Source organism: Paenibacillus silagei (assembly GCF_017874735.1).
GTDB classification, from domain to species: domain Bacteria; phylum Bacillota; class Bacilli; order Paenibacillales; family Paenibacillaceae; genus Paenibacillus_AQ; species Paenibacillus_AQ silagei.
In genome coordinates this window covers 129,783-145,652 of the sequence record NZ_JAGGLV010000014.1, presented here as the reverse complement: position 1 = coordinate 145,652, position 15,870 = coordinate 129,783, and the positions used below count along the sequence as shown (strand labels likewise).

Annotated in this window: 12 protein-coding genes; 7 read left to right on the top strand and 5 right to left on the bottom strand. The window is 52.2% G+C overall.

What is annotated here, in order from left to right; all coding sequences use genetic code 11:
- Positions 1-61: 61 nt before the first annotated feature.
- Positions 62-550, bottom strand: coding sequence for a hypothetical protein (locus tag J2Z70_RS20435; protein ID WP_209876286.1), 489 nt, complete (start codon positions 548-550; stop codon positions 62-64).
- A 479-nt stretch (positions 551-1,029) separates the two neighbouring features.
- Here J2Z70_RS20435 and J2Z70_RS20430 point away from each other — a divergent pair, with 479 nt between their 5' ends.
- Positions 1,030-1,551: a TetR/AcrR family transcriptional regulator gene (locus J2Z70_RS20430; protein ID WP_209876284.1), complete on the top strand. Its 522-nt coding sequence runs from the start codon at positions 1,030-1,032 to the stop codon at positions 1,549-1,551.
- Between the two features lie 119 nt (positions 1,552-1,670).
- Entirely contained in the window at positions 1,671-2,513 is an 843-nt protein-coding gene (locus J2Z70_RS20425) for a hypothetical protein (RefSeq protein WP_245368385.1), read from the top strand.
- A gap of 199 nt (positions 2,514-2,712) precedes the next feature.
- Here J2Z70_RS20425 and pulA read toward each other — a convergent pair whose 3' ends face one another.
- From pulA to J2Z70_RS20410, 3 genes are all read right to left on the bottom strand, one after another.
- Positions 2,713-4,668, bottom strand: coding sequence for a type I pullulanase (gene pulA, locus J2Z70_RS20420; protein ID WP_209876282.1), 1,956 nt, complete (start codon positions 4,666-4,668; stop codon positions 2,713-2,715).
- Between the two features lie 669 nt (positions 4,669-5,337).
- A complete protein-coding gene (locus J2Z70_RS20415; RefSeq protein WP_209876279.1) occupies positions 5,338-5,964 on the bottom strand; it encodes a C39 family peptidase in 627 nt (208 codons plus the stop codon).
- Complete coding sequence (locus J2Z70_RS20410; RefSeq protein WP_209876278.1) at positions 5,961-9,434, bottom strand: PAS domain S-box protein; 3,474 nt, start codon at positions 9,432-9,434, stop codon at positions 5,961-5,963. The genes J2Z70_RS20415 and J2Z70_RS20410 overlap by 4 nt, the downstream gene beginning before the upstream one ends.
- A 303-nt stretch (positions 9,435-9,737) precedes the next feature.
- Between J2Z70_RS20410 and J2Z70_RS20405 the strand changes: the two genes are divergently transcribed.
- The 3 genes from J2Z70_RS20405 (at position 9,738) to J2Z70_RS20395 (ending at position 12,383) form a co-directional block, all read left to right on the top strand.
- Positions 9,738-10,562, top strand: coding sequence for a hypothetical protein (locus J2Z70_RS20405; RefSeq protein WP_209876275.1), 825 nt, complete (start codon positions 9,738-9,740; stop codon positions 10,560-10,562).
- A gap of 104 nt (positions 10,563-10,666) precedes the next feature.
- The gene (locus tag J2Z70_RS20400) at positions 10,667-11,773 is read left to right on the top strand and encodes a glycosyltransferase family 4 protein (protein ID WP_209876273.1); all 1,107 of its coding nucleotides are present in this window, start codon (positions 10,667-10,669) and stop codon (positions 11,771-11,773) included.
- Between the two features lie 283 nt (positions 11,774-12,056).
- Positions 12,057-12,383 (top strand): P-II family nitrogen regulator, encoded by a 327-nt coding sequence (locus J2Z70_RS20395; RefSeq protein ID WP_036723574.1) that lies wholly within the window; start codon positions 12,057-12,059, stop codon positions 12,381-12,383.
- A gap of 234 nt (positions 12,384-12,617) precedes the next feature.
- On the opposite strand, the gene J2Z70_RS20390 is transcribed toward J2Z70_RS20395, so the two are convergent.
- On the bottom strand, positions 12,618-13,859 hold the full coding sequence (locus J2Z70_RS20390) for a DUF445 domain-containing protein (protein ID WP_076077524.1): 1,242 nt from the start codon (positions 13,857-13,859) through the stop codon (positions 12,618-12,620).
- Positions 13,860-14,156: 297 nt separating this feature from the next.
- Between J2Z70_RS20390 and J2Z70_RS20385 the strand changes: the two genes are divergently transcribed.
- Both J2Z70_RS20385 and J2Z70_RS20380 read left to right on the top strand, forming a co-directional pair.
- Positions 14,157-15,032, top strand: coding sequence for a Cof-type HAD-IIB family hydrolase (locus J2Z70_RS20385; RefSeq protein WP_036723577.1), 876 nt, complete (start codon positions 14,157-14,159; stop codon positions 15,030-15,032).
- A gap of 274 nt (positions 15,033-15,306) precedes the next feature.
- A complete protein-coding gene (locus tag J2Z70_RS20380; protein ID WP_209876271.1) occupies positions 15,307-15,777 on the top strand; it encodes an Imm30 family immunity protein in 471 nt (156 codons plus the stop codon).
- The last annotated feature ends 93 nt before the right edge of the window (positions 15,778-15,870 follow it).

Genomic DNA, 15,870 nt, shown 5'->3' with positions numbered 1-15,870 from the left:
AAGAAGGCCAAGAAGGAGCCATTGTCGAAAACAATGGCTCCTTCTTTATGAAATGAAATTACTATTTTGATGAACTTGATGGAATATCAGTATCTGTCGGGTTTTCATCATTCAAGGTTTTACCTAAGAGCAACGAATTGGGATAATTTTTAGAAAATTCTGCTTCATCTACTTTTAAAAAAAACTTGCCTTCAAAAATTAGTTGATTCGTATTAGGCCCGATTTCATCTATAGTTTTTGCTATCTCTGATTCCTTAAAGATACTTTGTTCATCTGCTCGCACGAACATACCATGAGGCGTATAGAATTTACTAGAATCCCCTTTGGCGATTTTTGATTCTACGGATTCTACGTTTTTTACTGGTTCTTCGGATTCATCGGACTTCACGGATTTCACGTTATTTGTTGAAAAATTAGTGTTAACAGGATTTTTAGCTGTCTTATTTACGGTTTCCATTTCTGGATAGGTGTCTGCTTTTGAATTCGATATTAATACCACTCCTGAAATAATAGTCACTGCAAAGGCTATTAAATATATTTTTTTTAACATATTACCCCGCCCTTTCTATACCCATAATTATTTCCTACTTTAAAACATTATATTCACCAACATGTTGAACAAATTGATAAGGTCTGTGAAGGAAAAGATTCAACTATAAAATGCTTCTTTTTCCTAATTTTATTATACTCACTTTTCTGAGCGGGAGCAAAAAAATTCAAAGACCAATTTCCTGATAGTGATAGTGGCTTACGTGACTGTAATGACCGATACAGGTCATAATAACGCACTCCTCGGAGAGTTTCCTTCAAAGGGTGCTAAAATCGGGCCTTGTTCTTAGACTTTAACACCCTGTTCTTAGCATCATCTGACACACTAAAGGGACGAGCAGACCCGACAAAGTTTCTCGCCAAAAAGCTGATTGTCAATCCATTGGATTGCTGTATCAAAGCACAGAGCATTGACAGACAAATCATACTTTTATATGATTCATTTATCGCTCGATAAATAAAAGAATGGAACTGATTGCAATGGCAGCAAAGGAAGATAAAAAGCAAAAAATTATGGAAAGTGCCTTGACCTTATTTGCAGAATATGACTACTACAGGACAACAACTGCAATGGTAGCTAAAGCCGCGGGAGTTACACAGCCCTATATCTTTCATTTTTTTGACAATAAAGAAGACTTATATATAGCTGTGCTAAAACGTGCCTACGATCGGATTCATAACACTTTCATGGAAGTCGAGGCACCTGCTGATCAGCTGGTTGGCGCGATGGGCGCCAGTTTTTTCAACTTAATGGAGACACATCGTTCCGAAGTACTCATGGTCATGCAGGCTTACACCATATCGGAAGCTGGGATCAAACAACATTCTGCTAAGCTCTATACGACTATTTTTGACGAAGTGACTGCCAAATTTCAGAAAGCCGGGGTACCTGATGCGGAAGGAAATGCAATCCGCTTTATGAGCATAGGGCTGCTAGTCACGTTATCCGAGGTGCTTGATCTGTCAGAAATAAAACAATCCATACTGATGACTAAAGAATGAAGGATGAAGTAAATGCAAGCAGCAAGCGGATAGATCTTATCTGTTACTGCTTGCAATTATTTTGGATAATTATTTATTAATCGATAAATAAACAAGGGAGTGAGCTAATCTTGCATACTATGTTCAACGAGTTGATGACATCTGCCGTATCTATTTATAGGCGTGAAAAAGGACTCGTTATGCTTGGAGGGCTCGGGTTTGTTATTGCGGGATGTGCTGCTGTCTTTATGTTCTTTCAAGGAGCAGTTGTTCTACCGGAGGGTAATATAGAAAATGTATTCTCGTTTGCAGCAGCCTTAGGAATTTTTCTGTTATCCATTGCTGCGATCTTACCCTTTGCAGGCTTTACCACTCGCATGAGAAAAGTGATTCGCCGGCTTTTTATTGCTGCTGCTTCATACAGCTATGTAATTGAAACCCTGCAGAATTTCCGGGGCTTCAATCCCCGTTTCTCTAAAGCCGGCGGCCTAGTGGATACCCTTGGGGGAGCTTTATTTGGCGTCGTATCTCTTTCTTTTGTCATCGGGGGTATCCTGCTGGCTGTCCAATTTCTGAAAATGAAGACTCCCTCATCGCGCCCTGTACTAATCAACGGTATCCGTTATGCCTTGCTGGCGGTATTTATAGCTAATCTGGCCGGACTGATCATGATGAGCTTACAAGGACGTTTTATCGGAGCTGGAGGCAATTATATTGTACTACATGGAATTGGCCTCCATTCGCTCCAAACCCTGCTGTTACCCGCCTGGCTGCTGGAACATTCGAATCTAGGGTCCGGCAAACAGCGTCTGCTCCTGCATACAGGTTGTATAGCTTGGCTGATTGCCATTTTGGTAATAGCCGTTCAGACCAGTCTTGGCCGTTCTATGTTTGAGATTAGCTTGTTCCCGATACTTGCCCTCCTCTGTTTACTGGTTTGGCTGCTCACTGTCATTTCGGCTCTAAGGTTTAACAAAAGGTGAGTGTTTGGGCTTAATCCGGCCCCCGCCCCCAGCACATTGTATTCGGTTTTTCGCCTACATTCGGCCCACTCACCCTCCAGCCAGCACATTGTAGTCGGTTTTTCGCTCGTATACACTAAGCATATTTCCGCCACAGCAAAAAGCAGACTGCCCCGGCAGCCTGCTTTTGTGCGATACCTATAATCCCGGTACCTATGATTTAGTTCACAGCAAGTACGATCATTCCTATTCCTGCAGTGGTTAAAGTACCGCTCTCCAGCCGTCCAATATGCGCTTCGCCGAATACAATGTCCCATTCGCCCAGTTCGGGCAGCATCAGGGTTGCACCTTCGGGGTTGGCATTGTACAGAACGTACAGATGCTCCGCAGACTCTCCTCCGGCATGATCGCGGAGCGTGAAGGCCACCGCCTGCGCCGGTGCCTCTTCGAATACCAGATGGTCGCGGATTTCCTCTGCGGTACGCAGCCGGAAGGCGGGATGAGCGGCGCGCAGCGCGATCAGCTGCTTCATGTATGCTACAGATCCGGCATGTTCCGCGCAGCGTTCCCAGTCCAGCCAGTTCACTTCCACTGGCGATTTATAGCTGTTCTCCACACCGTCCTTGGTCCGCAGGAACTCCTGCCCGGCATGAATGAACGGTATCCCCTGACTCGTCAGCACCATAGCCGAGGCCAGATGGTGCATAGCGCGGCGCTGCCCGTCTTCCACTCCTGCCGTAGACAAGACCAGCTTATCCCACAGTGTATGATTGTCGTGGCACTCCACGAAGTTCACACACTGCTGCGGCTCCTGGGCGTATTGCCCGAGGCCGGGCCCGTAGTAGATCGCTCCGGCAATGCCTGCCTTCACATTGCGTTCGAAGCCGAACCCACCGTTGATGAAGCCCTTCTGGTCATGCAGGAATATATTACCCTTCACTGCATCGCGGAAGCCGTCATTGAAGTGGCCAATGCCCGGCATCTGATTGGCCTGGCACTGGTTGGCCCGGAGGTCCTCGGCCAGCTCCGTGTCCATCACCCAGCCTTCGCCAATGGTCATAATCGAAGGGTCCAGATCATCCAGACGACGGCGGATCTCGTTCATAGTCCCTACATCATGAAGACCCATCAGATCGAAGCGGAAGCCGTCGATATGGTATTCCCTGGCCCAGTTCAGCACGGACTCAACGATGAAGCGGGACATCATCCTCCGCTCGGAAGCAGTATCATTCCCGCAGCCTGAGCCGTTCGACAATCGCCCGTCCTGCTTATACCGCAGATAATAGCCGGGAACCAGCTTGGTGAAGTTCACCCGGAAGCCGTCATAGACATGGTTGTAGACCACATCCATAATGACACGCAGGCCGCGGTCATGCAGCGCCTGAATCATTGTCTTCAGCTCCCGGATGCGCAGGCCCGGAACATACGGATCTGATGCATAAGAGCCTTCAGGAGCATTGTAATTCTTGGGATCATATCCCCAATTATAATGAGGCTCATCCAGGCGTGTCTCATCCACACTCTCTGTCGCATAATCATAGATAGGCAGCAGCTGCACATGGGTAACACCCAGACTGGCAATATGATCAAGCCCTGTCGCAATTCCTTCTGGGCCGCGGGTCCCCGCTTCCACCAAACCCAGGTACTGCCCTTTGTGCTTAATCCCGCTGGCAGGATGAACCGATAAGTCACGCAGGTGAAGCTCATAGATCACCGCATCCACCGGGTCCTCCAGCGGCGGCTTATCCTGCGTCCAGCGCGCGGGATCGGTCTTGCGCAGATCCAGTATAGCCCCTCTGTCCCCGTTCACGCCGATCGCGCGGGCGTACGGGTCCACCGCTTCATTCCATAACTCCCCGATACGCACCCTGTAGGTGTAGAACATCCCATCCAGATCGCCCGGAACGCTGAGTCTCCAGGTTCCCCGGACGTCTCGCACCATGGGTATCTGCCGCTGCGCAGGATCCTTCCAGGATGGATACAGCACCAGCTCCGCTTCCTGGGCCGTCGGGGCCCACAGACAGAACGCGGAGCCGGACGCCGAATAGGTTAGGCCAAGATCCTCTCCGTCATAGCTGAACAGCTCATCAAAATTCCGGTCGAAGACGGAGATTCCGCTGGTAGCCGCCGGGTCCCCGTAATCAATCGGTTCCTTCATTTCCTTCTGTACTGACAAGGCATACCGCCTCCTTTACCCTTAACTAAATATACGGCAGGGCTCCTGGGATTTATACAATTCCTCTTTTCTCTATTTGAAATTTTATCCTAACCGCCAACTTTGTGCAAACGTTTGAATCACACTCTGCAAGTGGAAACGGCTTTTCCGTCCTTTTGAAGGACGGTAACGTTTCAGCGAGAAATAGAAGGATAAGTTATCCTGTGCAACATATAAATTCTATATTTCAAAAAGGCCGGGACACAAGAAATATCCGGCCCCGGCCCGGCCATGATCTTGAAGCAGACTGTAGCTCATCAGATTTAAATGCATGAGAAATTATTTTAACTAATTGCTTGTTGAGGCTTTACTGGGCCAAAATTAGGTTGCAAGGGGTAGGCTTAATTGTAATTTGTACAACTAAATCGCCCTATGTGCCGCTTAATCAACGTTTAGTTGTATTTCCTGCAATTAAAATCCCTCTATACCTGGATTTTCGCCCATTCGGGCAAATTTAGTTGTACAGACTACAATTAGAAGAGGGATTCTACCCGTTTCAGTGTTTTTAGTTGCATAGAATACATTTATCTCTGATATGGTTCGCTACGAACTGAATGCCTGCCTCTTTACTCCAAGGAGTTCTTTACTTGCTAAAGGTGGCTTCCTTCCAGAATAGGAGTTGCCCGTCTGTCACGGCACATCCGGCGATTCCGGCAGGTTGAGCGAAACCATTGTAAGTATTTTTTTATTCGCGGAATAGGAGATCTGCCGTTCTCTGCCCGGCGTATAACCGCCGCCAGGATGTTGCACCCCGTTGTCATGGACAATCAGCTTACAGGAGCCGTCCTCCTCAGCCTCATAACCGATTCCCAGCACCCAATGATAGTCATACGCATATCTTCCGCGCCAGCGGAAGCTGAACCACTTGTCGAATTTGAGCGCGACCGGACGCCCGGCATCAATCTCGGCCCGGTAGCGACCGATATCATTGAACACGGATATCTTAATCAGGTCGGAGCGGTTACTTAAAGGCGGCAGGGCTGCGCCGATGTACGCCCGGAGGCCTCTGACAAAGCTGTGTGCACTCATGCCCCAGGGCGTCCCGCCATGATGGGTGTAGATGTAATTGATATGCGCGGCCATGGAATCAAAATGACGGATTCCCGGAATAAACGTCCGGCCCATATGCGAATGCCAATATTCCAGGAGGGCCGCCATGGTCGCCGGCCCGCAGGCTGAGGAAGGCGAGGCTACGCCTGTCTCCCACTGTGTATACGCCTTCGCCTTCAATCGCTCACCAGAAGGCCTCCGGCTCATAGGGATACCCTATGGCTGCAACGCTCCAGCACCCGGTCAATATCGGCAGCCAGGAACGGCTTGCTGACAAAGTCATCCATGCCCGCCGCATAGCAGCGCTCCCGGTCCTCTTTTCTGGCATACGCTGTCACAGCTGCAATATACGGCTGATGCGGGGCAGGCGCCTGCTCGCGGATTCTGGCCGTTGCCGTAAGCCCGCTCAACCCCGGCATCTGTACATCCATGAATACCAGATCATACCGCTCACGGAGCACTGCCTGCACCGCCGCTTCGCCATGATCGACCAGATCGGCGGCATAGCCTCTTTTGTCCAGCATAGTCACCAGCAGCTTCTGATTCACCGGATGATCCTCCGCCACCAAGATACGTAGAGGCCCGAATTCAGCAGCGGATTCGCCTTCTTCCGGGATGCTACTATGTTCAGAGACCGGCGCCGGATCAGAGACAATCACCGTATCCTCACAGCCGCCTTCCGGCTCCAGCTCCATATCTACAGGCAGGATGAAATAGAAATTCGAACCTTCCCCGACTACGCTATCCACAGTGATGGCACCGCCCATCAGCTCCACCAGCTTTTTGCAGATAGCCAGCCCCAGTCCGGTTCCCCCATACTTGCGGTTAATGGACGGGTGCAGCTGCGAGAAGGATTGGAACAACAGCGGCTGCTTCTCAGAAGGGATTCCTATCCCTGTATCGGCCACGCTGAATTTGAGCGTCAGCTTCTTGCGCTCCCTGCTATATTCTCTGCTGAGCAGAATGGAGACCTGTCCCGTCTCGGTGAATTTCACGGCATTGCTGACGAGATTCACCAGCACCTGGCGCAGCCGGGCCGCATCTCCCATGATCAGCTCCGGCACATCCGCAGCCATGCGGCAGGACAGCTCAATATTCTTTTCACGGGCCTTCGGCATGAACAGCTCCGTGATATTGTCGAGTAATTCCACCAGACTTACCGGCTCGTGGGTAAGCGTCATTTTACCAGCTTCGATTTTGCTGAAATCCAGAATTTCATTAAGAATATATAGCAGGGATGCACTGCTCTCGCTGATAATCTGGGCATACCCCCGCTGTTCTTCCGTCAATTCCGTCTCACTTAGCAGATCGGTCATGCCCATAATTCCGTTCATCGGTGTACGCAGCTCATGGCTCATGATGGCGAGAAATTCCGATTTGGCCTGGTCCGCCTTCTCCGCCAGCTCCTTGGCTCTGATAATCTCCTTCTCCCCGGTAATGTCACGGAAGACAACAACCGCTCCCTTGCGCTCACCCTTGTCGAACAGTGGGGTTACCTGGTACTCGGCCAGGAAGCTGGAGCCGTCCTTGCGCCACAGTACCGCATCCAGGCTCTGATGAGCTTCTCCTGCCCGGACTGCCCGCATCAGCGGAGACTCCTCCGGCCGGTAATGGTTGCCGTCAAGCGCGGTCTGCTGGATGGGGTCCAGGTAAGGATGCCCGGTAATCTCATCACATTCGAAGCCCAGCATATGCGCCCCCGCAGGATTAATAAAGGTGACCCGTCCCTCGTTGTCCAGACCAAATATTCCTTCGGACACGGCATTGAGAATCAGGGTATAATCATTGCTCAGCTTCTCAATCTGCTCCGTGTACCTGATATGATCCGTAATGTCGCGGGAGATCCCATATACCCCAACCACCTGATGATCCACAACTATTGGAATATTAATCGTATTGATCTCCACCGGATGCCCGTCTTTGTGGATCAGCGTCAGATCATAGCTCTGCGGCTCCCCCTGGCTGGCCAGGGTGAAATGATGCAGCGTCTTCTGGATATCCTTCTCAGCCACCAGCGGTCCAAAATAATTCCCCAGCAGCTCCTCCAGCGAGTAGCCGCTCAGCTTCTCCAGATTGGCATTCGCCGTCAGATAATCGCCCTGCAGATTCATGGAATATACCGCCGCAGGATTATACTCAAACAGGGATTTGTAGCGTTGCTCACTCTCCTGCAGCTTCGATTCGAATTGCTTGCGTTCAGTAATGTCACGGCCTACGGCAATAATCTCTGTCTTCTGTCCCTGCGCGTCAAAAATATACCGGCTGTTCGTTTCAAACCAGACATAGGTACCGTTCTTGTGGCGGTAGCGGTAGGAGGCCGGCGGAATCAATCCCGAATCCACGCTCTCCGCCATCTGATTCAGAATCATCTCCAGATCATCAGGATGGAGGTAATCGTAGGCACTGGTGCCGATCATCTCCTCAGGCTCATAACCGAGCAGCGAACGGCTGGCCGGTGAGCAATACAGGAAGATACTGTCCTTAATCGCATGGCGCGAGATCAGGTCGAGAGAGTTCTCCGACATCAGCCGGAAATTCCGTTCACTCTCCCGCAGCTGCTCCTCCATATGCATACGCTCCGTAATATCCTGCATCATGCCGAACAGCTGGGCTGGCTGGCCCTCCGGTCCCAGGATGACATCCCACTGGACATGCACCATCAGGACCTCCCCATCCGGCAAAATCATCCGGTAAGCCGTATTCCCCGGCTCCCCTAGTCCCATAGCCCGTTCTACGGCCTCCTGCAGAATCCGGACATCTTCCGGATGGACCAGTGCCAGGAAGGCCTCCTGATTCACTTGGCCTGTCTCCACACTATATTGCAGAATACGCCGCAGTTCGTCGGAGAACGTGATTCTGCCCTTCACCAGATCCCAGCCCCATGAGCCTATTCGCGCCACCCGCTGCGCGGACGCAAGGGCCTCCTCGCTGTGCTTGCGCCGGGTGACGTTACGGCCAATCCCCATAATCCGTGTGATTTCACCCTTATCGCCGCAGACCACATGGAAGGATGTCTCGAACCATAGATAATGGCCCTCCTTATGGCGCAGGCGGCGACTGGAGATATTGTTCTTCAGCAGGCTGCCGGAGCTGTTGATTGCTTCAACATCCTCCAGGTGATAGAATTCGGCGCGGTTCCTGCCGACAATCTCCTCCGGATGGTATCCGATCTGGGAATAGGAGGACGGCGATATGAAGGTTATCGTCCCGTCGGGCAGGGAGAAGGAGATCATGCTCTGATCGTCTTTTATGAATAAATTGTACAGATCGCGGCTGTCTACGGTCAGCTGGTCAGCAATTTTGCGGTCTGTTACATCCTGTGCATATACAATAACGGTCCGGCCGGAAGGCTCCTCTTGGGCCGGAATGAAGGTCAGGGCGAGCCAGAACGGCTGCCCGTCAATGCCGGAGAACCGCTGCTCCACCTGTAGAGGCTGTCCCTGCCGCTGTGCAAGCTCTGTCCCGATTCGCTGAATAGAGAATTCTTCCTGCAGGTCCCGGCCGGCCCCCGATAGAGTCCCTGAGAGAAATTCAGGCTCAGTGCAGCCCAGCATATTGCAAAAAGCAGGATTAATCTTCATCCATCTGCCTCCTTCCGGAGACAATACAGCCATCCCCACCGGAGATAACTGGAAGGCTTGATCGAGAATGCTGTTATTCCTAGCCAGGTTATCCATCACCTAAGGCCTCCTTCATCTTGGGGCTGGCGCTTCTGCTGACCCTCTGTTGTGCTTTACTTGACGTTCTTCCTTCACAGTATACGATAAGACCGTCACGGAATGAAATGAAGGTCCTTCCCCTTGATTCGCATAAGTTAAAATTGATAATATTGACAAAAATAAGATATTATATCTATAATAAAAAGCAAAACTATCTTCGTGACTCATTACGCCGGAAGCACCCGTAATAGAGGCCTGTTGGCCTTTACTGCGGGTGCTTTCTTTGTGTTCCGGGACATGAAGACAAGCGGAGGAATGTTAATGAACAATCTGTATAAGCCAAGTTGTCTGCTGCTGTCCCTCTTGATTGCCCTTGCCCTAAGCTTCCCGGCCGGTCCGGCTTCGGCAGCGGCGACGGTGATAACCTCATCGGTTCAGGCTTCCTTTGACCTGACTGCTGCGAAGGCGGACAGCACTGCCCGCGCCCGGATGAAGAGCCAGTTCACAGAGCTGACCACCCTGTCTGCTGGGTATGACAGCCGGGAGGTGCAGATCAGGACGCTCCATGATCAGAATACAGAGGCGTTGAATGCAGTCCGGGAGTCCATCAAGAATATGGACCAGGCCTCCATCGCCAAGCTGAGCGCCGCCGTCAGCAGTGCCAAGCAGCGTTATCAGCCGCTGTTCGATCAATACAGCGCGCTGAACAAGCGGATCTCCCTGCTCAAGGGACTGAAGGACAAGACGCTGAACTCCGTCCTGAAGGCCCAGTCGGAAGCCATGAAGCTGCTGGTCCAGATTGCCCGCCAGGAGATCCGCGACAAGGAAGCGCTGCTCAAGGCCGCCAAGGATACCCGTACCCGCCGGATGGCCGCTGCCCGTAAGACCCTGGCGGGCATTGACAGACCGCAAAGCTTAATCAAATCACAGAAAAGCGCAGTCTCTGCCCTGAACAAGCGGCTAACGGCAGATTGGAGTGACTTCAAAGCGGCTATCCGCAAGCAGAATCCGGCTCTGGCCGGACAATCCTTATCTTCTATGGTCGCCGGGTACAAGCAGATCGCGGCGGGGAAGCTGAAGATCCTGGAGTATGAGCAGACGATTGCCGGAGTCATTGCAGCTACTCTTAGACAGACAGGCAGCTAGACCGCAGATGGCCGCTCCCTGCTTGCTCCTGTGTCTTCTGCACGCCTGAACGCATATGTTAGGTTAAGAACCCTAACTACTATGCAGCGGGAGGAGCAGCCACAATGCACATCTGCATGATTGCACCGGAGCAGTTCACGGTTCCCGGGGACGGCTCTGTGGAGATTTGCATCTGGAATATCGCACGCAGGCTGACCAAGAGACACAAGGTAACCATTGTGAGCCGCAGAGCCGCCGGGCTTCCTGACACGGATGAGCTCGAGCAGGTCCAGTTCATCCGGCTGCCCTCAGGCACCCCTTCCCGGTACCGCAGCTCCGTTCTTACATTCCTGGAAGCCTCAGAGCCGTTCGATCTTATTCAGATCGACAACCGGCCGCGGCTGGCGGCGGCTGTGAAGCGGCAGTACCCCGGCACTCCGGTGATGATATTCCTTCACTCTCTCACATTCGTGCCGCAGCAGCCCGGCATCGCCCGTTGCCTGGCCCTGGCCGATGCCGTCACGGCCAACAGCAGCTCCCTGGAGCAGCGGCTTATCCGGAGGTTCCCCGGCATCCGCAGCAAGCTTCGCGTGGTTCCTCTGGGAGCAGACCTGTCGCGCTTCACTCCTGCATCTGCGCAGGAGAAGGCGCGCCTGCGCACGCTGCATGGTCTTGGCCCCGGCTTCACGGTCCTGTTCGTAGGCCGGGTCATTCCGCGCAAGGGAGTGCCTGTGCTGCTCCGGGCCATGCACCGCCTGAACCGGCATATGCCCGCACGGCTGCTGATCGCGGGCAAAGGGAAGCCGCCGTATCTCCGGCAGCTGAGAGCCCTTGCCCGGCGGCTGAGCGTACAGGTGTCATTTCTCGGCAATATTCCCCATGAGGATATCCACAGTATGTATCAGGCTGCCGACTGCTTTATCTGCCCCTCCCAGCAGCATGAAGCCTTCGGGCTGGTGAATGTGGAGGCAATGGCCTCGGGGCTGCCGGTAATTGCCTCCAGCAACGGCGGAATCCGGGAGATTATTGATTCGGGCCGTAACGGCTATCTGGTGAAGCAGTACAGGAACCCCGCTGCTTTTGCCAGCCGTATGCTGCAGATCGGCCGCAATCCGGACCTTGCCGCAAGGATCGGACTGCAGGGAAGAAGTGATGCGCTGCAGATGTATGAGTGGCAGCATACCGCAGAGCTGCTGGAGAATATTTATCTGAAGCTGGTTCCTTCACGTTAACCAGAGGAAGCATCCTTCTAGAAGGCTCCTCCGGTTAACGAGGGGCACAACACTTTACCTTGAAATACTTTCCTGGCGGGCGGACAGCGCCGAACTGTAAGTCCAGTCAGGATACGACAATGTGTAATACGGATTTTGTGATCCTTCTCGCAGGATGCAGCCGGAGTTAATAATATACTACACGTGTAAGCGTTGCCATTAAACAAATGCACTATACAGTAAGCCACCGAGATATTGGCAACCCCCTACAACCTATTATTCGCTGTAGAAAGGGTGCATCGTTATGTTAATGATCAAAGCTATCGTAAGACCTGAGAAAGCGGATGAAGTAATGGCCGAATTGCTGCTGGCCGGCTTCCCCTCCATCAGCAAGATGGATCTGCTCGGGCGCGGCAAGCAAAAGGGCATTCAGGTCGGAACCAACCATTACAACCAAATCTCCAAGAAGCTGCTGATGATCGTCATTCAGGATGAAGACAAGGATGACGTCATCAGCATTATTATGCGTACGGCCAGATCCGGTGAGCATGGCTCCTTCGGCGACGGCAAAATCTTTGTCCTGCCTGTACAGGAGGTCTTCACCATCAGTAACGGCAAGAATCAGCTATAGAGAAAGAAAACCTTCGCCCTGCTATATTGACGCATACAAGTGGAGACAGCTTTGCCGTCCTTTTACAGGACGGTACCGTTTTGGCGAGAAATAGAAGGATAATGTATAGCGTGAAACATATACATTATCCTTCTATTTCCATGAAAGAGGCAGCAAAGCATCCCCCCGCTCTCCGTCTTCACGGACGACCGGGGACTGCCTTGCTGCCTTTATGAATTCCTGGTCTTGCGATGATCAGATCAGCTGGATCACGGTAAGTCCCAGCCCGACCACAAAGCCGCAGACGGCCCCGTTGACACGAATCCACTGCAGATCCTTGCCGACCTTCTCCTCCAGCATATTCACCAGAGCGGCATCGTCCATCTGATCGAGGTTCTCCTTGACCAGTTGCCCGATCCGGTAATGATTAGCTTCCACGAAGGAGATCAGTGTACCGCGAATCCGGTCCTCTGATGTCTGAATCCATTCCTTCTCCTGGCTAACCCGCCGGACCAGCGCGGCATACAGCGAGAACAGCCTGCGCCCGCCCCGGCCCCGGTCCTCTTCCAGCAGCGTAACCGCCTTGCCGCGCAGCCCTTGCAGCTGCTGTAGTACAAATGCGGCAGCGGCTTCCCCTTGAAGCTCATTCAGCGCCCAATTCTTCAGTGAGGCAATCCGTTCTTCATCGCTCAGCAGCTGGAACAGAGCCACCCGGATCTCCCGGATGACCTCCTCCCGGTAAGGGCTGTCCTCTTCCTTAAAGTCACGGATCGTAGACTGTACCATACCCTGGAGCATTTCCCCTAGCATATCAGCATCCACGAACCCGACGAAGGCCTGGAAGGCCATTCCCTTCAGTCCGCCAAGCTTAACCTCGGCCAGCTTCTCACTGGCGATCTTGCCCAGCATGGCCCGCGTCTCCGGGCGTCCGCTCCAGGCGGAGATCCCCTCCAGCGCAAAATCAAGGGCTGCAATATCCTTGCCCTCATTCATCAGGCTGGTTGCTATGGTATCTGCTGCGACTCCGAGCTTAGCTTCACGCAGATAGCTTGCTGCTGCCGATTGAATATATGGAACAGCCTGCTCTACCGGAAGCCGCAGCACGAAGCCCTTCAGCTGCTCCAGCACTTCCTGCCGCGCTTTCTTTCTGGAGAAGAACCGGGTCAGTACGCCAGCTCCAAGCGAGACTATATTGAAGGTGCGCAGCTTGTTCTCAATGCTCTCCTTGTTCAGCAGTTCATTCTCCATCGCAGAGATCAGGGACTGGATCAGCTTATCCCGGTTCTTCAGCAGCAGCGAGGTATGAGGAATTCTAAGGCCCAGCGGGTGACGAAACAGCGCTGTCACAGCAAACCAGTCGGCGATTCCTCCGACCAGACCTGCCTCGAAGCCGCCTCTCAGCAGAATAACTGCCAGATTCTCCGGCAGAAACAAGGTGAACAGAAAGCCGCAGGCCATAATAGCCAGAGAGATCGTAGCTAAATTTCTGGATTTCATCAGTATCTTTTCCCCCTTACATAGCGACCCCATGCCGCTTGCATCCCGGTCATCATCCCTTGCTCATGCAGAAGACGAACCAGGCTGTCAGGTTACAGGTCTGCCTTACATTGTACCACGGGAGCACTCTTTTCTGAAAATCCGTCAAGCTGCATGCAGCGGCCAATCTATACTGCAATACTATAGATAAGCACTTTCATTTCGAATCTGCTCGTCAATCATGATAAAATACAGGCAAAGCCTGCGCGCCCTTACAGGGGAACCTAAAATAAACAGATAGAACAGGAGAACAATCACATGCTTATTGCACTGGATATGGACGGAACACTGCTCAATGCGGAGGGTGAAATCAGCAACGAGAATAAAGAGGCTATTCTTCAAGCACAGCGCCTGGGGCATATCGTGATTATCGCTACGGGCCGTTCCTACATGGATGCTGAACGGCAGCTGCGGCTGGCTGATCTGGAGTGCCCTGTGGTGAGTCTTAACGGTGCTGTGATCACGCTGGCTGACCGGACGGTGGCGGCAAGCACTCCACTGAACAAAGAGGATATTATCCCCGCACTGCGCTGGATGAATGAAATTCCTGAATTGTATTACGAGGTATACACTGAGGATAACGTATATGTAGAGCTGGACAAGCGGGTACAGCTGGAGAAGCTGGCTACTCTTAAGGATACTGAGGTACCCGAGGAATTAGCCTGGCTGCTCCAGGCGATGGTAGACCAGCAGTTCCAGCAGGCAGCGGTAACCTACGTGGAGAAGATGGAGGACGTCTGGAGCAAGGAAGAGAATCTGATCTATAAGACTCTGGTCTTCTCGCTGAACCGTGAACTGCTGAAGGAAGCCTCTGTGCGGTTCGCCGCCATTCCCGGGCTGATTATTACCGCATCGCATGTCAACAATATCGAGATCAACCATAAGGAAGCGAATAAGGGCACCGGTGTTAGCATGCTCGCAGCCCATTACGGGATTCCTGCGGAGCAAGTGGCGGTGATGGGCGACAGCTACAATGATCTGCCTATGTTCGAGATGGCGGGGTACAAGATTGCCATGGAGAATGCCGCCCCCGTGCTGAAGCAGACCGCCGACTTCATTACGTTGAGCCATACGGAGAACGGTGTTGCGGCGGGACTGCGGCATCTTCTGAACAGCAAAACAGCCTTCAAATGAAGGCTGTTTCCGCTAGCGGCGGTCGGTTCCCGAGCGCCGAAAGCATAATAATGAGATGGCGCCCAGGTTGACTGCCAAATATAGAATGAGCGTCAACCGTTCGGCATTGGTTAATTCCATAAGCACCGGAATAAACATGATATCCCTCCATACCTCACTTCTATTTGTCTATCTGTTATAATCAGCTAGTCCTTTGTTCAATATATTAGTATTATCTGTCAAAAAGTGGACTTTATGATAAATGGCGTTATTTTCTGCTGGGAGGAATTACTCTATGAACCACCTATACCCCGGGATTGCCCGGTTATATGAGAACCGGCTGCTGCGCACCGAGCTGGAATGCGAGCAGTTCGATCAGGCACTGGAGGGTCTGGCCGGTGATACGGAGGATGCCGTCATTCACCAGATTTTCAAAGTATTCGACGATGATACGGAGCAGGAAGAGGTGATGTTCAGCCTTGTTCACTTTGTAGAGAGTATCCAAATGGAGATGTATCTGACCCAGCTGCTGGAGTCGCTGCCGGAGATGCTGGAGCATGCCCGCAACTGGGCGATTGTGCTGAATCAAAGAATTCTCCAGGACGACCGCTACCGCAAGGATTACGCCGAGATCGCCGTCCGTATGCCGCCAAGAATCCGGCAGTGCCTGGCCTTCCTGCTGGAGGAGATCAAGGAGGACCAGCCCCGGCTGTACGAGCGCAAGGTGAATTCTTTTCTGGCCAAGCTGAATGCATCCGGGAGATAGCCTCGTGCAGAATAGAGTGCGGAATGGTATAGTGTATACTGGCCAAAACCGCATGACTGATTACGCATTCAGAAACAAACGAAGGTGAACATA